This window comes from Halobacterium sp. KA-4 (assembly GCF_021028995.1).
Taxonomy (GTDB): domain Archaea; phylum Halobacteriota; class Halobacteria; order Halobacteriales; family Halobacteriaceae; genus Halobacterium.
The window spans coordinates 31053-48501 of sequence record NZ_JAJJZG010000007.1; the positions used below are offsets into that span (position 1 = coordinate 31053).

Below are 17449 nucleotides of genomic sequence, written 5' to 3' on the forward strand. Positions count from 1 at the left end.
ACAAGTGTTTTGCCCCGGTGTGTCAGTCCTCGACTTCCACGGAACTACCGAGGTACTTGTTGAGCACCTCGGGCGTGCTGTCGGCTTTGAACAGGTCGAGGTGCGCGCTAATCTCCTCTTTGAGCGCGTCGTAGTACTCGCGGTCGGTTTCGAGCGCACGATACTCCACGGAGTCGACGGGGACGCCGAGAGCGTCCTTCGTCAGTTCCCGGAAGTGGTCGTGGTCGCCAATGTTACCGCGCCAGAGGTTGTCCCGGAAGAACAGCCAGCCGGGCTCGCCGGGCTCGGCGGCGATGCGTTCCATGCGCGTCTCGAAGACCTGCGGGTCGACGCGAACCTCGTAGTCGGGGTCGAGGCGGAACCGCACCGCGAACACGTACTGCGCGTCCATCCTACCGGAGGTCGTTGCAGAGCTCCGCGAGTTCGATGTCCTGCGTCGTGATACCGCCCGCCTCGTGGCTCGTGAACCGCACCTCGACTTCCTCGTAGCGAATCCGAATCTCGGGGTGGTGGAACTGCTCCTCGGCGAGTTCGCCGACTTCCGAGGCGAACGCCACGCCCTTCAGGTAGTCGTCGAACTCGTAGATGCGCACGATTTCGTCGCCGTCGCGCTCCCAGCCCTCGGGGAGTCGTTCCTCGACTTGGTCGTCGGAGAGGAGTTCTGTCATGGTCGTGCCGTCGCACGCCAGTCACATAATCGTACCCGCCGACACAGCGAAGGACCCGCGCGACGACGCCGGAACTGATGGACGCGAACTGGTCGTTGACAGTCACCACCGTGGTCGGCGTCGTGCTCGTCCTTGCAGTCGCTGTCGCCGCGAACGCCGCCGGTCTCACGGGCGCAGTGGCGCTACTGCCGCCACTGGCTGCCGGAGTAATCGTCGCCGCAGGAATCAGACTCGGGTACGCTTAGTCCTCGGACTCGGCGGGCGTCGCCTCGCCGGCGGGCGCGTCGAACGGCATCCCGTCCTCGAAGTCCGGGTCGAACAGCTCCAGCGCGGTCGCGATGGTCGACCAGTCGTCCTCCTCGGCGGCGTCCCGCAGGCTCTTCGTCGGTGCCGCCAGGAGTTGGCTGACCAGCGCGTCTGCCATCGACTCGAGGACTTCGCGCTCCTCCTCGGAGACCTCGCCCTCCGCAGCCTCCAGTTTCGAGACCGCCGTCGAGACCTCGCGGGCCTTCAGACGGTCGGCGCTCTCGTACATGCGCGCGATGACCTCGTCGGCGCGCTTGCGCTTGTACTGGGCGAGCAGGCGCTGGAACTCCGCTTCCAGCATCGCTTCGACCTCGCGGGCGGCGTCCTCGCGCTGCTCGCGCGTGGACTCCGTGACCGCGTGGAGGTCGTTGAGGTCGTGGACGGACACCGCGTCGAGAGCAGATGCGCCCGGCGCGACGTCCCGCGGCTGGGCGAGGTCCACGACGACCGTCTCGCCGGCGTCGGCGAGTTCGGCTTCGTCGAGGACGTGGTCGGGGCTGCTGGTCGCGGTGACGACGACGTCCGCGTCGTCGGCGTGCTCGGCTGCGTCGGCCAGCGCCGCAGTCTCGGTGTCGGCGTCGACGGCGTCGGCGACGCGGTCGGCGCGGGCGGTCGTCCGGTTGGCGACGACGACGCGGTCGACGCCCGAACTCGCGAACGCCTTCGCCGCGAGCGCGCCCATCTCGCCGGCCCCGACGACCAGCGCGCTCGCGCCGTCGACGTCGACCTCGTCCTCGACGAGGCGGACGGCCGCGCTCCCGAGCGACGTGACGCCCTCGTTGATTGCGGTCTCGGTGCGTGCGCGCTCGCCGACGTGGATGGCCTTCGTCACCGCCTGCCGGAGCACGTGACCGATTGCGCCGGCGTCCTGCGCTGTGTCGTAGGCGTCGCGCACCTGGCCGAGAATCTGGTCCTCGCCCACCACGAGGGATTCGAGGCCGGCGGCGACCCGGAGGAGGTGGCGCAGGCTCTCCTCGTGCCCCATCGCGACCGCGCCCTCTGTCGCCGGGTCGAAGCCGGCGGCGGCGAGCACGCGGCGGCCGTCCCGCGGTTCGTCCGCGACGACGTACGCTTCCGACCGGTGGCACGTCTGAATCACGAACGCTTCCTCGACGGCGGGCTCGACGAGCAGCGCGTCGAGGGCGTCCGCTTCGCTGTCCGCACTCGCGGCCTCCAATTCCGAGAGGGAGGCCGACTCGTGGGAGACGCGCACGCCCGAGACGACACCTGTGTTTCCGTTCACGTGGACCACTCTGAGTTCCCCACGACGTCGGCGACGACGTCGTCGGCTGTTTGCCGGGCGTTTGTCCCACCAGTACGTAAAGCCTTCCAAACCGGCCCCGACCGCACCACCGCCCGGACCGCGTTCCGGCGGGTTTCGGGGTCGACCTCGGCCGCTCGCAACTCCGTGCGGAGGTCGGCCGTCAACTCGGCCATCGCGCCCGCGCCAGCGAGTTCGTCCTCCAGCTGCTCGCGGAGGTACTTCGAGAGCGCGGGGCTCGCGCCGCCGGTCGCGACGGCGACCGCCACCGGGTCGTCGCGAATCGTCCCGGGGACGACGACGCTGTCGGCGTCCCTGCCGCCAGATTCGTCCGCGCGGTTCACGAGCGCGCCGGCATCCCGCGCCGCGGCCACGAACGCGTCGTTCACGTCCGTGTCGTTCGTAGCGGCCACCACGAGTGCCGGGTCCGCTCGCGCCACCCAGTCGGCGGCGTCCTCGGGTTCGGGCGCGGTCTGCACGCGCTCGGCGTCACCGAAGTCCGCGTCCGCGAAGTCGGGACTCAACACGAGCACGTCCGCCTCGCGGGCGAACTTCCGAGCCTTCCGCGCGCCGACCGGCCCACCGCCGACGACGAGCACGGTCTCGTCCGCGAAGTCGTGGAACAGCGGAATCACGCTTCCGGCCTCCGAGTGTGCCCCCGTCGGCCGCTCATGCGGTGTTCGCGTCAGCGCGTTCGGCGAGCCGGATGCCCGTCTTCTTCAGGATGCGCGTCGAGAACAGCGTGTCCCAGTCGTCCTCGCCGACGTCCCAGTACTCGGCCATCACGTCCCTGACCTGCTCGATGCGCTGCTGGCTCTCTTCCTCGCTACGGCCGTGCGTCATCGCGAAGAAGTTGTACTCCCAGACGCCGTCGTGGCGCGGGCGCTCGTAACAGTGCGTCACGAAGTCGAGGCTCGCCACGGCGGGTCCAACCTCTTCGACGAGGTCGTCGGGCACGTCCCAGACGGTCATCCCGTTCTCCGTGTACCCCAGCGAGTAGTGGTTCGGGATGACGCCGACGCGCCGGACCTTCCCCTCCTCGTTGAACCGCCGCAGTGTCTCCACGACCCAGTCGGTCTCCTGGCCGATTTCCTCGGCGACCGCCTGATACGGCGTCTCCACGATTGGGAGGCCGTCCTGCACTTCCAATACGAGGTCGCGTTCCGCCGGCGTGAGCGTGTCGCGGTCGGTCGGGTCCGGCGTCGGCCCGAGGTGCGAGAGGTCCACGTCGCCGTCCGAAATCGGGCCGTCCACGAGGAACTTCGCCTCCACGCGGAACTCCTGTTGCTTCGGGAGGTTGTACGTCGGCTGGCCGGTCTCCTCCTCGATATCCGCCAACACGTCCTCGACGCGCTCGTCGTCGGCGACCGACACGACGAACCACATGTTCAGGTGTGGGTGCTCGCGCTCGTAGTTGTGCGCGACCTCCCGGTAACTGTTGACGACGTCGGCGATTTCCTCGAACTCGTCCTCGGGCGCGTGCATCGCGACTAGCGACGCGTTGCCGCCGATTTCCTCGGCGTTGATGAGCGCGCCGAACCGCGTCAGCACGTCCTCATCGTCGAGGCGGCGTACGCGGTCGAGCAGGCCCGCCGGGTCGACGTCCACGCCCCGCGACCGGAGCGCGTGCGCCGCCGGCTCGAAGGGCCGGTGCACGACCGGGAACCCCCCCTGGAACGCGTTCAGTACCGCGCGGTCCCGGTCGTCGAGGTCCGCGATATTCATAGCCACTACTGAGGGAGCGCGAACCATAAACGACCCGACTCACACCGCGGACTGGGAACCGTGAATTACAGATACAGCCCGTGAGTCGGCAACGAAGAGAATTAGCGCGTGCGGCTCGCAGCTGTCCCGGAGTTACCCCTCGAAGCCGTCCTCGGTGATGCCGACCACGCGCTCGACGCCGTCGAGGGCGCGAATGTCGTCGATGACGGCGTCGTGCTCGCCGGTCGCTTTCCAGTACAGCACGAGGTCGAACGTGCCCTCGCGGAGCAGCTGCTGGCACTCCCAGACGAAGTCGTCGCCGTCAAGGGTGAGTCCCTGGTGCTGGTTCACGCCGAACTCGTCGCTGTCGTTGCCCGAGTAGACGTACGTGTCGCCGACGGCGGCGTGCTCGGCGACCGCGCTGCCGGCGTCGAGGGTGAGCTGGTGGAGCAGGCTCTCCGCGCTGGAGTCGTAGGTGGTGTGGACGACCGCGCCCGCGAGCTCGATGTCGCCGGGCTGCAGGAGTTCGACCGTCTCCCGGTAGAGGTCCTCGTTGACCGTCTCGCTCATGGCCGAGACGACACACCTACGAGCCATACGTGTGGCGGTTCGCCGCCGCAGCACCCGGTCGCGCGCGAGCAGAAGGCTGATACGTACGACCGTCGTCAACTCGCCTGATGCGAGACTGGCTCCGTTCGGTCCTGAACGCCGGCTACGAGCGCGTCCTTCGCCACGAGGTCGACGGCGCGCCCGCACACGTCGCCGTCATCCAGGACGGCAACCGCCGGTACGCCCGCGAACGGGGCAAGGACGCGACCGAGGGCCACAGCGAGGGCGCCGAGACCACCGAGAACGTCCTCGACTGGTGTGCCGAAATCGGCGTCGAGGAACTCACGCTGTACGCGTTCTCTACGGAGAACTTCGACCGCCCCGAGGCGGAACGCCAACATCTCTTCGACCTCCTCACGGAGAAGTTCCGGGAGTTCGCGGACGCCGACCGCGTCCACGACCAGGGCGTCCGGATTCGTACCATCGGCGAGACCGACATGCTCCCCGAGCGCGTGCGGGACGCCATCGAGTACGCCGACCGCCGCACCGTCGGCTACGACGACTTCACGCTGAACATCGCGGTCGCGTACGGCGGCCGCGCGGAACTGCTAGGCGCTGCGCGCGGCGTCGCTGAGGCGGTCGCGGACGGCGACCTCGACCCCGAGGACGTGGACGTCGCGGAAATCGAGGACCGTCTGGAGACGAGTCCGGTCCGCGACGTCGACCTCATCGTGCGCACGGGTGGCGACGAGCGCACGTCGAACTTCCTGCCGTGGCACGCCAACGGTAGCGAGGCTGCCGCGTTCTTCTGCACGCCGTACTGGCCGGAGTTCTCGAAGACCGACTTCCTGCGTGCCGTCCGTACGTACGAGTCCCGAGAAGCGTCGTGGCGGCGGACACGAGCGGAGCGCGCCCTCGCGCTCGTTCGCGCGCTCGGCAGCGAAGTCGGGGAGGCGCGGCGCATCCTCGACCGCCTTCGGGACCACCTCCCGAACCCGCCCGAAGACGTCGAGGCGGAGGGGCAGTCAGCGGACTGATTCGGTTCAGCGGCCGAATTCCCGACAGACGGGTCTGTCGACGTTCGGCCTAGCGGCCGAACCGCCGCTGCCGGTTCTCGTAGTCCAGCACCGCGCGCAGGTAGTCGCGCTTGCGGAAGTCCCGCCAGTTGACGTCCGTGAAGTATAGTTCCGAGTAGACGGACTGCCAAATCATGAAGTCCGAGAGGCGCTCGGCGCCGATCTTGATGACGAGGTCGGGCTCCTCGGGGAAGACGAGTTCTGACTCGACGACGTCCTCGTCGACGTCCTCGGGGTTCATCTCGCCAGCGTCGACGGCTTCCGCGACGTTCCGGACGGCGGTCGCGAACTCCTGTTTGCCGCCGTGGCCGACGCTCACTTGAATCGGGGCGTCCGCGCGCTGGTCGTCGTCCGGCCCGCGGACGGCAACCTCGCGGGGTGCGGAGACGCGCGCGAGTTCGCGTTCGAGCGTCGGGACGGCGGCCTCGTCGAGGACGCTCACGTAGACAGTGACGCGGTCGGCGCCGTAGTTGAACGCCCACCCGAAGAAGTCCGCGAGCGTGTCGTACGCGCCGGCTTCGAGGAGGTCGCGCTCCGTGATGACGAGCGCGACGTGGTCGGGCGCGTCGGCGTCGTGGCGGCGCACGCGGAGCGCGAGGTAGCGGTCGTAGAGGCCCACACCGTCGCATCCGCCGTCGCGACGCAAAACCTTGCGGGTCTGCGGGCGTGGCGACCCTTTTCCCGGCGGGTAGCGGGCGTCGCGGTTCCCGGTTCGGGGAAGTTAAGTAGGGTCCCGGGTAACCCACGACGGACGTGAACTGGAGTCTCCGGCGCGCCGCGGCGTTCGCGCTCGTGGCGTCGCTCTCGCTGCTCGCGCCGTTGCTCGGCCGGGCAGCGGCCGCCCCGTTCGTGCTCGTCGCCGCGGCAGCCGCCGTCGTCCCCGAGGGCTGGCTGTTCGAGGTGTTCTCGACGCCGCGCGACCGCCGCGAGGGACGGCTGTGGACCCTCGTCGGCTTCTCGCTTGCAGCCGCCGGCCTCGGTCTGCTCGTGCCGCTGTTCGAGGTGCCGGTGGGCGTGTTCGTCGCGAGCGTGCTCGTCGTCGGCTACGGCGACCTCGGCCGGCGGCTCGTACTCGCTGCTCGGGAGAGCCGCGCGCTCTCGATGGTCGGCTTCGTCGTGCTGGGCGCGCTCGCGGCGCTGGCCGGGCAGAGCGTCGCCGCGGCACTCGCCGGCCAGCCGGTCGTCACCCCGACGCACGTGTTCCTCGCGTCGAGCGGCGCGCTCGCCGCCGGGATTCTGCGGTCGGTGTTTATCGGCCGTGACGACCCGGTCGTGCTCGTGACGGTCGCGCTCCTCCTGTGGCTGTTCGCCGTGCTCGCACCGTTCGCCGACGTCTCGGCGACGACCGCGTGGGAGCGCGTCGTCGTCGCGCTCGTCGTCACTTCCGGGTTCGGCTACGTCTCCTACGCGCTGGACGCGACCTCGGTCGCCGGGATGCTGACGGGCGTGCTCCTCGGGCTGCTCGCGGTCGTGCTCGGCGACTACGGCTGGTTCGTGGTACTCATCGCGTTCTTCGCCATCGGCAGCCTCACGACGAAGTTCCGCTACGACCAGAAACTCGAACGCGGCGTCGCCGAGGACAACGAGGGCGCCCGCGGCACCGGGAACGTGCTCGGGAACTCCGCGGCCGCCCTCGTCGCGCTGCTGTTGTACGCCGCGCACGCACACGTGCCGCTCTCGGACCTCGCGTACCAGTTCGCCTACGCTGGCGCCGTCGCTACTGCGCTGGCGGACACGCTCTCCAGCGAGGTCGGCGGGCTCTTCGACACGCCGCGGCTCGTGACGACGTTCGAGCGCGTCGAACCCGGGACCGACGGCGCGGTGACGTGGCAGGGCGAAGTCGCGGGGCTCGCGGGCGCGGGCCTCATCGCCGCCATCTGTGTCGCCGTCTTCGGGTTCGGACTCGCGGGCGCCGGCGTCGTGGTCGCTGCGGGCTTCGTCGGGATGACCGCGGACAGCGTCGCCGGCGCGGTCATCGAGGGCGACGTCGTGGGGAACCAGGGCGTGAACTTCCTCGCGACGCTCTCCGGTGGCATCGCTGGCGGCGCGCTCGCGCTGCTGGTCGGTCTCGCCTAATTACGCCAGAATCAGTAGTCGTCGGCGGTGTGGACGCGCACGCCGGCGGGCTGTTTGACGAACTCACCAGCGCTGGTGCCGACGAGCTTCGCGACGCCCCGCTGGGCGGCCACGTCGAGTAGCCGCTGCGTGATGGGGCCGTCGAGGACGACGACCCGCGGCACCGTCGTCGCGGCGTCGAGCGTCTCCATCGCCTCCTCGGCGTCGGCTTCCGTGAGGACGTCGAGGTCGTCTCCGAGCAGCCGGACGGTCCCGGAGCCGACGATCTCGTCGACGTGGTCGCCGACGGTCTTCGAGACGGGTTCGGGTGGCTCCGTGGGGGACTCGGGTTCGGTCTGCACCGTGCTCGTCGCTGACGAGGTCGAAGCAGGCGCGGGCGTCGCGCTGCCGTCGGTCGCCGCGGTCGCTTCGTCGGCCGTGACGGATTCGACAACGGACGCTGGTGTTCCGCCGACCACGTCGTCGACGGATGTCGCGTCCGCGACTGCGGGCTCGTCCTGCTGTGTCTCCTCGGACTCGTCCACGTCGTCGGGTTCACTCACGAGCGTCGCGGAGTCCGCCGGCGTCTTCTCGCGGAGTGCGACGTCGACGGCCCCCCGAGAGAGGTCTTCAACGGACTCCCCGTCGGGCGGTCGCGCGACGTAGTCGAGGTCGCCGACCTGCCGGAGTTCCCGGAGGATGAGGTCGCCGCCGCGGTCCGCGTCGAGGAACGCGGTCGCGGTGCGCTCGTGCGTGAGGTCCGCAACGGCGTCGGGGACGTTCGTCCCCTCGACAGCGATGGCGTTCTTGATGCCGTACTGGAGGAGGTTGACGACGTCCGCGCGACCCTCGACGACGAGGACGGCGTCGCTCGTGGCGACGTGCGGGCCCGCTGGCAGGCCCTCGTACTCCGTCACGTCCTCGACGCGGACGCTCTCGCGGACCTCGCGGAGAATGTCCTCGGAGTCGATTGCGCCCTCGTCGAACGCCGACGCGAGGAGTTCCTTCGCGCGGTCGACGATTTCCCGGCGCTTGGCGGCGCGCACGTCCTCGATTCGCTCGACTTCGACCTGCGCGCGACACGGGCCGATGCGCTCGACGGCCTCCAGGGCCGCCGCGAGCGTCGCCGTCTCGACGCGGTCGAGACTCGACGCGATGGTGATGGTGCCGAAGGACTGGCCGCCCTCGCTGTCGACGGAGACGTCGATGCGGCCGAGTTTCGCGGAGTCCTGCAGGTCACGGATGTCGAGGTCGTCGCCCAGCAGGCCCTCGGTCTGCCCGAAGGCGGCACCGACGACGTCGGTGCGCTCGACGACCCCGTCGGCAACGAAGTCCGCGTGGATGAGGTACTTCGCGGTGTCCTCCATCAGTATTGTGCTCTCCTAGAAGTATGGAGGCGTGCGGGAAATAGCTGTCGCGACGGCGACCAGCGCCGCTGTCTACCGCCGAACGACGGTTTCGGCAACAGAGGGAACACGCTCGGCTGGGCGAATCGCCCTCGTCGAGAGTGTGACGCGACACGTCCACGGATAGGAGAAAAATTTTCTACGAAGTGTTCTTCGGAGGTTTTCAGTAACATTTAACCCGGATAGGTAGACACCTAGCAGTAACATGCCATCACGTTCGGCACTCGGTTGGGGAATCGTCTTCGTCGTGCTCGTCGCACTCGCCATTCCGTGGTTCCTGTGGAACGACGCCTCGATGGTCGCCGGCCTGCCCGTCTGGGTGTGGTGGCACGTCGGCTGGATGGTCGTCACCGCGGCGGCGTTCGCCGCGTTCGCGCGCCGCGACTGGGGGACGTTCGCGGGGGTGGCGAAATGAGCGCACTACTCGAAATCAGTATCGTCGCAGCGTACATGCTGGTCGCGCTCGGCGTCGGCGCGGTCGCGTACCGCGTCACCGACCGCACCGCCGAGGACTACTACCTCGCGGGCCGCGGCCTCGGCACCGGGGTGTTGCTGTTCACGACGTTCGCCACCCTCCTCTCGGCGTTCACGTTCTTCGGCGGCCCGAACACCGCGTTCTCCGCGGGACCGGAGTGGATTCTCGTAATGGGACTGATGGACGGCGTCCTCTTCGGCCTCCTGTGGTACCTGCTCGGCTACCGCCAGTGGCTGCTCGGCCGCGCGCACGGCTACGTCACGCTCGGCGAGATGCTCGGCGACCGCTTCGGCTCGAAGACGCTCAGAGGGCTAGTGGCGGGCGTCAGCATCTTCTGGCTGTTCCCCTACGTGATGCTCCAGCAGGTCGGTGCCGGCACCGCGCTCGAAGCGCTTACGAACGGGACGGTCCCGTACTGGGCTGGCGCGGGCTTCATCACGCTGTTCATGATCGCGTACGTCGTGCTGTCGGGGATGCGCGGCGTCGCGTGGACGGACACCCTCCAGGGCGTATTCATGCTGTCGATGGTGTGGCTCGCGTTCGCGTGGATTGCGAGCGCGCTCGCCGCCGAACCCGGCGGCATCGGCGCCGCGATGCCCACGGAGTTCCGCGCGCTCGGCGGCGGCGTCTACTCGCTACAGTGGATGCTCTCCCAAGCCATCGGCATCGCGTTCGGCGTCACGATGTTCCCACAGGTGAACCAGCGCTTCTTCGTCGGGAAGTCCGAGAAAGTGCTCAAGCGCACGTTCGCGCTGTGGCCCGTCCTCGTCGTGCTCCTGTTCGTCCCGGCGTTCCTGCTCGGGTCGTGGGCGCAGGGCGTCGGCCTCGCGATGCCAGACGGCGGGAACATCCTCCCCGTGCTGCTCGCGGAGTACACGCCCGGCTGGTTCGCCGCGCTCGTCGTCGCGGGCGCGCTCGCCGCGATGATGAGTTCCTCGGACTCGATGCTGCTCTCGGGTGCGTCGTACTTCACGCGGGACCTCTACCGGCCGTTCGTGAACGCCGACGCCAGCGAAGGCTACGAGAACAAACTGGGGCGAATCGGCGTCGTGGTGTTCGCCTCCGCAACGTTCGTCGCGAGCCTGTTCACGCCCGGCACGCTCGTCTCCATCGGGGAGACCGCGTTCGGTGGGTTCGCCCAGCTCGCGCTCCCGGTCGGCGTCGCGCTCTACTGGCGAAACACCACGCGTTCGGGGATGCTCGCGGGCGTCGGCGGCAGCCAACTGTTCTATCTCGTGACGGTGTTCGGCCCGACCGTGTACGTCGGCGGCGTCCCCGTGTTCGCGGACGCCTACTGGGGCTGGCTCCCCTCGGTCGTCGGCATGGCTATCGGGCTCGTGCTCACGGTCGGCGTCTCCGCGGTGACCGCGCAGGCCACCAGCGAGGACACGAGCGTCTACTTCGAGGCGGCGGACTGACTACCAGTTGGCGAGGCGCTCGGCGACCCACTCGCGGTGCTCACGGAGGCGTCGCTCGCCCGCTTCGGTCAGCAGGAGGCGATCGTGGACGCCGTCCGGTTCGCGCTCGATGAACCCCGCGTCTTCGAGTTTCCGCACTGCGCCGTTGAACCGCTTCGGTCGGATGCGCTCGTCGTTCTTCCGCTCGATGGCGCGCTTGACCGACTGCTGGGTAGGGTCGCCATCGCTGGCGACGACCACGCAGACGTCGCGGCGCAGCCCCGACGACAACCACTTGCTCATAGCCGCGTGTTTGCGCGAGCCGAAGAAACCGCTGACGGTCGCCGCGTTCGAGTGACTTACCGGGAGTCCACGCCGCCGAGGAGGTAGCCACCGAACGCGAGAACCCACGCGAGTCCGAGGTACGCGACCCAGCGCTCTAATCCACCGATACCGAGCGGCGTCCCATCGCCCAGCGACACGAACAGGACGAACGCGACCAACTCCGCAACGCCGAGCACGATGGAGACGTACCGCATCGGCCCACGGACGGTCGCCGCGGCTGCAAGCGCGCTGAGGCCGAGGCCGCCGAACGCGACGAACGCCGCGACGAAGTGCGGGACGCCGGTCTGGGACGGAAACACACCGACCCCCACGACGCCGACGCCAGCAACCGCGAAGATGCCCGGAAACAGCGGACGGTCGTACACCACCCGGAGCGCGTACGCGGCGAACATCACCAGCAGGCCAGCAACGACCATCGTCGCGTTGAACACCGCCTGTGAGGCCGGCGGTGCGCCCGCCGCGCCGAGCGCGCTAATCGTCTGGTCGGCCGCACTGTACCCCGGATAGAGCACTTCCGCGGTGACGAAACCCAGCACCGTGAGCACCCCGCCGACGACGAGTGCCGTGCCCGCGAGGGTGCGAGCGCGACCAGCGTCCATGCTCGTCGCATCGGCGTCGTCCGGCAAGTAAGTACGCCCCGCCACGGTGGTCGCGTTAAGTTAGAGGATGAGGCGGTCATTAGTTCGGATGCCTATGGCCGAATTAGACCGCCTCAGCGAGTCTACCGAGTGTATTAACTTGGACTTTGTGGAGCGAGAACGGACACCCCGCGAGATTATTGAAAAGGGTATTCGCTATCACCTTGCAGGACTATCACTTTCGAATACAGTTACGCTTCTTGAGGATTTGGGTGTCGAGCGGAGTCGTGTCGCCGTTCATAACTGGATACAGAAGGCCGATCTACAGCCAGCTGACGGTGAAAGCCCGGATCGCATTGCGGTCGATCAGAAAGCGATCCGAATCAACAACGAACAGTATTGGCTGTACGCTGCTGTCGATCCAGAAACGAACAGATTCCTCCACTCTCGGCTATTTCCGACGTATACGATTCCGATTGCTCGAGAGTTTCTCACTGAGTTATCCGAGAAACACGACGTCGAAGACGCCGTGTTTCTCGTCGATGACGCGGACGATTTAATCGGCGGACTCCGTCGAGAAGGCTACAGCTACCGCGTCCAGCAACACGGCTTCAGAAATTCAATCGAACGTGTCTTTAGAGAGGTAGAACGACGAACCTCTTCGTTCTCAAACTGTTTCAGCCATGTCGATCCAGCAACTGCTGAAACGTGGTTGCAAGCCCACGCCGTCTGGTGGAATCATGTCAAAGTTAACACGACCGCCACGGTAGCCTTTTCAGCGGGATTCCCCAAGACTCGGGCATGCAGACGCACGTCGTCCCGGTCGGCTTCGACTACGACCGGCTCATCGCGCCGCTCGTGCGCGAACAGCTCTCCGTCGACCGCGTCGTTCTCCTGGAGGGTGCGGTCGGCAGCGAGGCGAACGTCGAGTACAGCCAGCGTATCTCCCAGAAGCTCGAAGACGACTTCCGGAACCTCCTCGGCGCCGAGACCGAGCGCGTCTCCGTCGTCGACGTCTACGACTACGACGCCGCCTTCGAGCAGGCGTTCGACCTCATCGAGGACGAACTCGACGCCGACCCCGAGGGCGAAGTCTGGGTGAACATCGCGTCGATGCCCCGCACCGTTTCGTTCGCGTTCGCCATCGCCGCCCACTCCATCATGGTCGAGCGCCCCGAGGACCGCGAGCGCATCCACACCTACTACACGGCCCCCGAGAAGTACCTCGAAACCGAACTCGCGGAGGAACTGCGCGCGAGCGCCGACCTCCTCGAAGCCGTCGCGGACGGCGACGTCGACGAGAGCGACGTACGCGACCAACTCGACGACGCCCGCGACCTGCTCGCGGAGTTCGACGAGCGCGGTACCACCATCGGTGCGAAGGAAATCGACGGCAGCCACGTCGTCGAACTCCCCGTCGCCTCCTTCTCGAACGTCAAACCCTTCGAGGAACTCATCCTGTTCACGCTCGGCGAACACGGCGAGTTCGACTCCGTCAGCGACCTCGCGAAGACCCTAGCCGCCGAACTCAACGAGGAGTACACGGACAGTTTCCGGTCGAAAGTCACCTACACTGTCGACAAACTCGGCCCCGGCGGCAAGGGCTACGTCGAGCGCGAGGAGCACGGGAAGTCGTATCGGACGCGGCTCTCGCGTATTGGCGAACTCTGGGTTCGCGCGCACCAAAACGACGACTAGGGAGAGTTGGAAATCCGGTCGGACCCGCGACTAACTGCTTCTTCGCTACTCATTGAAATCCCTCGGCCCGCTCGCGGTCGTTCGCTCGCTGCGCGCTTCGTTCGCTGCGCTCACTGCAGTGCTTACGTCGCGAGACGACCACGCGAACGCGAGCGCGCCTCGCCCTTTCGATCCGCCGGAAATCGGAGATTTCCGAGGGCTCGGGAGAGCTGTGCTCTCCCGGCGACCGCCAGAATGCCGGCTGCTTAGTTGGCTACAGTCCGAATCCAGTGTGGTCCTCGGGTGGCGAAATCGGACTCTTCGGGGGTTCTTCGGGGAGTTCGGGGTCGTTGTAGGAACCGGGTGCGACGTCGTTCGGGCCGGCAGGGTAGAAGAGGGCGGCGAGTTCCTGAATCTGGCCGCGGCCGACCGAGAGTTCGAACTGGCCGCCGCCGTAGAGCGCGACGTCGTGCTCGAACGCCCAGTCGAGTGTCTCGAAGAGGGATTCGAGCGTGCCGAAACGGGAGGGTTTGACGTTCAGCCAGCGCACGTCGAACGGCGCGTCGAGCGCGTTGTCGAGGCCGTGAATCGGAGCGTCCCACGCGACGCGGTCGGCGTGGTCGGCGACGACGTCGCGCGTGGCGTCCGTGACCGCGGGGTCCTCGACGGTGGCGACGGGGAACGTCTCGAAGACGCGCTCGTAGAGGTCGGGGTCTGGGGCCTGGTCGACGTCGGTGCCCTCGTAGTGGCCCTTCAGGTCGAGCACGCGGACGGCGGCGGAGTCGGCGAGGTAGTCGAACGTCTCGTCGGGCCAGTCAGTCGTCGGGTCGAGTTTGAATTCGGCGTCCGGGTAGCGCGACAGTAAGGTCTCCACGCGCGAGGTGTCGCCCTCGGGGAGGCGGCTGCTGACGACGAAGCGCACGGGGTCGAGCGTCTGGTCGAGGCGGTCGGCGAGCGTCTCTCCCGCTTGCCGGAGCGCGAGGTCGAGCGCGGCGGCCTCGAACCCCCAGCGGCGGTAGTGCTCGAAGGCCTCGCGCGCCGGGTCGTCGACGGGCCAGAGGTCGGTCTCGTCGAGGACTGTGGAGAACTCGGCGAGCGTGTACTCGCCAGCGAGGTCGAACGCTTCGCCCTCGGGTGTTCTCTCCTCGTGTTCCTGGAGTGCGTCGTGGTGGACGGCTTCGTAGGTGACGTCCTCGCCGCGGCCCGTCTCGCCTGCTCCGGAGAGCGAGACGACCGTGGTGGCGCGCGTGAACGCGGGCGTCTCGCGTTCCACGCGGTCGAGGGTGACGGCCTCGACTGTCACCGGGAGGTCGGTAATCGCGTCGTACATGGCTGGACGGACGACGGCAGGCGGGAAAAAGCCAGCAGGAACTCAGTCCGCGAGCCGGGATTCGAGCGTCTTCACGCGCGTGGCGAGCGCGAGGAACGTCGCGAGGAGCGTGAGCGTGACCGCGGCAGCCGCGGCGAGGTCGTGGGCGGGAATCGAGTGGCCGACGCCCGCGACGACTTCCGCGCGCAGGAGCGTGTGGTGGGGGCCGCCCGCGACGCTGACGAAGTAGTCCACGAGGTCGTTGAAGCCGTACCACGCCGCGGCGACGGCGACCGCGCCCACGGAGAACTTGGCGTAGCGGTGAATCACGAACGCCTCGACGGCCATCCCGAGGTGGCTGAGGACGAGGAACCAGTACATGACCCACCAGAGGTCGCCCTGGCCGTTCACGACGAGCTGGACGAACGGCGTCCACAGCCCGAGTTTGATGCAGCCGAAGAAGGCCAGCGCGTGCAGCCAGTCGGCGTCGACGTCGAGCTTGTAGGCGGCCAGCGAGAGTCCGATGAACAGCGTCGCGACGGGGCTGTCCGGGACGACCGGCCACGCCAGCATCGGCGTGGCTTCGAACTGCACGCGGTAGTACCAGAACCCGAACGCGGTGCCCGCGAGGTTGATGGCGACGATGACCCACGCCAATCGGAGCGCGAGGCCCTCCAGCCAGTCGGGCAGCGGCGCGAGATACCACGGGAGGTCCGACCGGGACGGCAGCGACATATCCGAGAGCGTCGCGGGACCGCCGCATAGACTTGACGGAAACCGAGCCCGGCTACCGACCGAACAGCCGCTCGAGGATGCTGCGGTCGGTCGCGCGCTCCGCGAGAATCATCGACGTGTCGATGTCCTGGACGATGTCGTAGTGGAGCGCGTTCTGGGCGAGGCGCGCGAGCAAGCCCTGGGAGGTCGCGCCAATCAGAAGGAGGGTGTGGTCGCCGCACTCGTTGGCGATGGCGGTCTCGACGTTGCCGGAGTCGTCGACGCGGAACGTCGCGTCTTCGAGGCCGTGTTCGGCCGCCCAGTCGGCGAGGAACTGTTCGCCGGCCTCGTGGTCGTCGGAGCTATCGACGACCCGGAGGAGCGTGACCTCCGAGCCGGCGGTCTGCCGGAGGATGCGCGCGACCTCCGCGTTCAGGTCGGCGTGGGGGTTGTCCGCGACCGGGAGCAGGATGCGGGAGGCGTCGAGCCCGCGGTCCCTGAACACGAGCACGTCCGACGGCAGCCGGTTCGTGAGTTCGTCCAGCGGGCGCTCCGCGCGGCCGTTCGACCAGAGGCGGTCGTCGCCCCACCCCATCACCATGAGGTCGGCGCGCTTGCGCTTCGCGACGTCGAAGAGCTCCTCGAACGAGCGATGCGAGACCACCGTCGACGTCTCGCAGGGGACGTCGTATCCCGCCGCGCGCTCGCGGAGGTCGGCCATCAGCTCGTCGGAGTCCTCGACGATGCGCTCGTGCTGGTCGACCCGGTAGCCGCGCGGCGTGCGGTCGGGCATCTGGACAATGTGAACGATGTGGACGCTTGCGCCGGGCTTCCGGCTAGCGAGCGTGCACGCGAGGTCCACGAGGTTGGTCTCCGTGCGGGGGTTCGATATCGGGACGACGATGCGGTACTCGTCGGCTTCCGCGAGCGCCTCCTCGCTCGTGTGATCGATGAGGGGAACGTACGACCGGCCGACGAGACCACCGAACACCCACTCGCGGATGGAGAGCTGACGGTCGGAGCCCTCGAAGCGCGCGGACGCGAGCCGGTGTTCGGTCGTCTGGAAGTAGTTGACGACGGTGACGAGTACGACGCCGCCGATGGTGTTCCCGAGCAACACGGGGAGCACGAATTCCCAGAGGCCGGTCGTCATCGACAGCGACCCCTGGAAGACGAGGTACATCATCTCCGTGAACGAGACGACGGAGTGGTAAAGGCCGCCGAGCGGAATCGCGAGGAACGCGATGTAGACGACGACCATCCGGGAGATGGTGTCGCGGGCGGCGTACTCCACCCAGACGACGCCGGCGACGACGAGGCCAGCGAACGCGGCCTTCGAGAAGAGGCTCCACCACGGCGTCGAGACGCCCTTCTCGCCGAGGTACACCGCGACTTCGGCGGCCTCCGGGGAGATGACGCCGCCGAACGCGAGCGCGGCCGCGCCGAGCGCGCCGCCGAGGAAGTTCCCCGCGAGCACGACCGACCAGTTGCGCAACAGCGCGGGGATGCTGGCGAGGCGCTCCAAGGTCAGCGCGACCGGCGGGAGCGTGTTCTCGGTGTAGAGCTGGTAGCCGCCGATGATGATGTAGATGAAGCCCAGCGGGTACAGCAGCGCGCTCAGGATGGGGTCGCCGCCCGTCGTCGCGGTCAGCGAGACGTACAGCATGAACGTAATCGTAATCGCGAAGCCGGCCGCGAGCGCGCTGAAGAACAGTTCACGGCTGCCCGAGGTAATCTCCTCGTCGGCGGCCGCGATGATGCGCTGGAAAATTTCGTTCGACGTGAAGCGGTCGCGGACGACCGAGCCGACTGCGGGCGCGCCGCTGCGCGAACGCTCGATTGCCTCGCGGACCGACTCCTCGGGGTCGGGTGCGTCCGGCGACGCCAAGTCCACGTCCGTGTCCCCCTCGGGCGGATGCTGGGAGTCGG

19 protein-coding genes and 1 pseudogene are annotated in these 17449 nt (G+C 68.0%); 7 read left to right on the top strand and 13 right to left on the bottom strand.

Annotated features, from left to right (window positions below; translation table 11 throughout):
* Positions 1-22: 22 nt before the first annotated feature.
* On the bottom strand, positions 23-391 hold the full coding sequence (gene lwrS, locus LPA44_RS08800) for an LWR-salt protein (RefSeq protein ID WP_230889212.1): 369 nt from the start codon (positions 389-391) through the stop codon (positions 23-25).
* 1 nt (position 392) lies between these two features.
* On the bottom strand, positions 393-668 hold the full coding sequence (locus tag LPA44_RS08805; protein WP_230889213.1) for a 4a-hydroxytetrahydrobiopterin dehydratase: 276 nt from the start codon (positions 666-668) through the stop codon (positions 393-395).
* Between the two features lie 77 nt (positions 669-745).
* On the opposite strand from LPA44_RS08805, the gene LPA44_RS08810 reads away from it, so the two are divergent.
* Positions 746-913 (top strand): hypothetical protein, encoded by a 168-nt coding sequence (locus LPA44_RS08810; protein WP_230889214.1) that lies wholly within the window; start codon positions 746-748, stop codon positions 911-913.
* Here LPA44_RS08810 and hemA read toward each other — a convergent pair.
* The 4 genes from hemA to LPA44_RS08830 all read right to left on the bottom strand — a co-directional run bounded on the left by hemA (position 910) and on the right by LPA44_RS08830 (position 4509).
* Positions 910-2217: a glutamyl-tRNA reductase gene (hemA, locus tag LPA44_RS08815; RefSeq protein WP_230889215.1), complete on the bottom strand. Its 1308-nt coding sequence runs from the start codon at positions 2215-2217 to the stop codon at positions 910-912. The two genes, LPA44_RS08810 and hemA, sit on opposite strands and share 4 nt — an antisense overlap.
* Complete coding sequence (locus tag LPA44_RS08820) at positions 2214-2870, bottom strand: precorrin-2 dehydrogenase/sirohydrochlorin ferrochelatase family protein (RefSeq protein ID WP_230889216.1); 657 nt, start codon at positions 2868-2870, stop codon at positions 2214-2216. The genes hemA and LPA44_RS08820 overlap by 4 nt, the downstream gene beginning before the upstream one ends.
* Before the next feature lie 34 nt (positions 2871-2904).
* The gene (gene ahbB / locus LPA44_RS08825; protein ID WP_230889217.1) at positions 2905-3960 is read right to left on the bottom strand and encodes a siroheme decarboxylase subunit beta; all 1056 of its coding nucleotides are present in this window, start codon (positions 3958-3960) and stop codon (positions 2905-2907) included.
* Positions 3961-4092: 132 nt separating this feature from the next.
* Positions 4093-4509: a DUF5778 family protein gene (locus LPA44_RS08830; RefSeq protein ID WP_230889218.1), complete on the bottom strand. Its 417-nt coding sequence runs from the start codon at positions 4507-4509 to the stop codon at positions 4093-4095.
* A 107-nt stretch (positions 4510-4616) separates the two neighbouring features.
* On the opposite strand from LPA44_RS08830, the gene uppS reads away from it, so the two are divergent.
* Complete coding sequence (gene uppS / locus LPA44_RS08835; protein ID WP_230889219.1) at positions 4617-5525, top strand: polyprenyl diphosphate synthase; 909 nt, start codon at positions 4617-4619, stop codon at positions 5523-5525.
* A 49-nt stretch (positions 5526-5574) separates the two neighbouring features.
* Here uppS and LPA44_RS08840 read toward each other — a convergent pair whose 3' ends face one another.
* Positions 5575-6183, bottom strand: coding sequence for an undecaprenyl diphosphate synthase family protein (locus LPA44_RS08840; RefSeq protein WP_230889220.1), 609 nt, complete (start codon positions 6181-6183; stop codon positions 5575-5577).
* Between the two features lie 134 nt (positions 6184-6317).
* On the opposite strand from LPA44_RS08840, the gene LPA44_RS08845 reads away from it, so the two are divergent.
* Positions 6318-7640: a DUF92 domain-containing protein gene (locus LPA44_RS08845; protein WP_230889221.1), complete on the top strand. Its 1323-nt coding sequence runs from the start codon at positions 6318-6320 to the stop codon at positions 7638-7640.
* Between the two features lie 11 nt (positions 7641-7651).
* Here the strand turns inward: LPA44_RS08845 and dnaG are convergent, their stop codons facing one another.
* The gene (dnaG, locus tag LPA44_RS08850) at positions 7652-8986 is read right to left on the bottom strand and encodes a DNA primase DnaG (RefSeq protein WP_230889222.1); all 1335 of its coding nucleotides are present in this window, start codon (positions 8984-8986) and stop codon (positions 7652-7654) included.
* 244 nt (positions 8987-9230) lie between these two features.
* On the opposite strand from dnaG, the gene LPA44_RS08855 reads away from it, so the two are divergent.
* Together LPA44_RS08855 and LPA44_RS08860 are read left to right on the top strand one after the other, a co-directional pair.
* Positions 9231-9440: a DUF3311 domain-containing protein gene (locus LPA44_RS08855; RefSeq protein ID WP_230889223.1), complete on the top strand. Its 210-nt coding sequence runs from the start codon at positions 9231-9233 to the stop codon at positions 9438-9440.
* Positions 9437-10918, top strand: coding sequence for a sodium:solute symporter family protein (locus LPA44_RS08860; protein ID WP_230889224.1), 1482 nt, complete (start codon positions 9437-9439; stop codon positions 10916-10918). The genes LPA44_RS08855 and LPA44_RS08860 overlap by 4 nt, the downstream gene beginning before the upstream one ends.
* Here the strand turns inward: LPA44_RS08860 and LPA44_RS08865 are convergent, their stop codons facing one another.
* Positions 10919-11200 (bottom strand): PadR family transcriptional regulator, encoded by a 282-nt coding sequence (locus LPA44_RS08865; protein ID WP_230889225.1) that lies wholly within the window; start codon positions 11198-11200, stop codon positions 10919-10921.
* A 56-nt stretch (positions 11201-11256) separates the two neighbouring features.
* Positions 11257-11868 carry a DUF998 domain-containing protein gene (locus LPA44_RS08870; RefSeq protein ID WP_230889226.1) on the bottom strand — a complete coding sequence of 204 codons (612 nt, stop codon included), beginning with the start codon at positions 11866-11868 and terminating at the stop codon, positions 11257-11259.
* A 67-nt stretch (positions 11869-11935) separates the two neighbouring features.
* On the opposite strand from LPA44_RS08870, the pseudogene LPA44_RS08875 reads away from it, so the two are divergent.
* Both LPA44_RS08875 and LPA44_RS08880 read left to right on the top strand, forming a co-directional pair.
* A pseudogene (locus tag LPA44_RS08875) lies at positions 11936-12559 on the top strand (IS6 family transposase); the annotation flags it as partial.
* Between the two features lie 62 nt (positions 12560-12621).
* Positions 12622-13518 (top strand): HFX_2341 family transcriptional regulator, encoded by an 897-nt coding sequence (locus tag LPA44_RS08880; protein ID WP_230889227.1) that lies wholly within the window; start codon positions 12622-12624, stop codon positions 13516-13518.
* 253 nt (positions 13519-13771) lie between these two features.
* Here LPA44_RS08880 and LPA44_RS08885 read toward each other — a convergent pair whose 3' ends face one another.
* The 3 genes from LPA44_RS08885 to LPA44_RS08895 are packed head-to-tail and all read right to left on the bottom strand — an operon-like array spanning position 13772 to position 17408.
* Entirely contained in the window at positions 13772-14827 is a 1056-nt protein-coding gene (locus LPA44_RS08885) for a hypothetical protein (protein ID WP_230889228.1), read from the bottom strand.
* A 42-nt stretch (positions 14828-14869) separates the two neighbouring features.
* Positions 14870-15541, bottom strand: coding sequence for a DUF1405 domain-containing protein (locus LPA44_RS08890; protein ID WP_230889229.1), 672 nt, complete (start codon positions 15539-15541; stop codon positions 14870-14872).
* Between the two features lie 52 nt (positions 15542-15593).
* Positions 15594-17408 (bottom strand): formate/nitrite transporter family protein, encoded by a 1815-nt coding sequence (locus LPA44_RS08895; RefSeq protein WP_230889341.1) that lies wholly within the window; start codon positions 17406-17408, stop codon positions 15594-15596.
* Positions 17409-17449: the final 41 nt, after the last annotated feature.

Excerpts from the sequence above, each read along its gene's own strand:
- dnaG (WP_230889222.1), bottom strand. The coding sequence starts at position 8,986 with ATGGAGGACACCGCGAAGTACCTCATCCACGCGGACTTCGTTGCCGAC.
- LPA44_RS08830 (WP_230889218.1), bottom strand. The coding sequence starts at position 4,509 with ATGAGCGAGACGGTCAACGAGGACCTCTACCGGGAGACGGTCGAACTC.
- LPA44_RS08885 (WP_230889228.1), bottom strand. The coding sequence starts at position 14,827 with ATGTACGACGCGATTACCGACCTCCCGGTGACAGTCGAGGCCGTCACC.
- ahbB (WP_230889217.1), bottom strand. The coding sequence starts at position 3,960 with ATGAATATCGCGGACCTCGACGACCGGGACCGCGCGGTACTGAACGCG.
- LPA44_RS08810 (WP_230889214.1), top strand. The coding sequence starts at position 746 with ATGGACGCGAACTGGTCGTTGACAGTCACCACCGTGGTCGGCGTCGTG.
- LPA44_RS08865 (WP_230889225.1), bottom strand. The coding sequence starts at position 11,200 with ATGAGCAAGTGGTTGTCGTCGGGGCTGCGCCGCGACGTCTGCGTGGTC.
- lwrS (WP_230889212.1), bottom strand. The coding sequence starts at position 391 with ATGGACGCGCAGTACGTGTTCGCGGTGCGGTTCCGCCTCGACCCCGAC.
- LPA44_RS08860 (WP_230889224.1), top strand. The coding sequence starts at position 9,437 with ATGAGCGCACTACTCGAAATCAGTATCGTCGCAGCGTACATGCTGGTC.
- LPA44_RS08805 (WP_230889213.1), bottom strand. The coding sequence starts at position 668 with ATGACAGAACTCCTCTCCGACGACCAAGTCGAGGAACGACTCCCCGAG.
- LPA44_RS08880 (WP_230889227.1), top strand. The coding sequence starts at position 12,622 with ATGCAGACGCACGTCGTCCCGGTCGGCTTCGACTACGACCGGCTCATC.
- LPA44_RS08890 (WP_230889229.1), bottom strand. The coding sequence starts at position 15,541 with ATGTCGCTGCCGTCCCGGTCGGACCTCCCGTGGTATCTCGCGCCGCTG.
- uppS (WP_230889219.1), top strand. The coding sequence starts at position 4,617 with ATGCGAGACTGGCTCCGTTCGGTCCTGAACGCCGGCTACGAGCGCGTC.
- LPA44_RS08855 (WP_230889223.1), top strand. The coding sequence starts at position 9,231 with ATGCCATCACGTTCGGCACTCGGTTGGGGAATCGTCTTCGTCGTGCTC.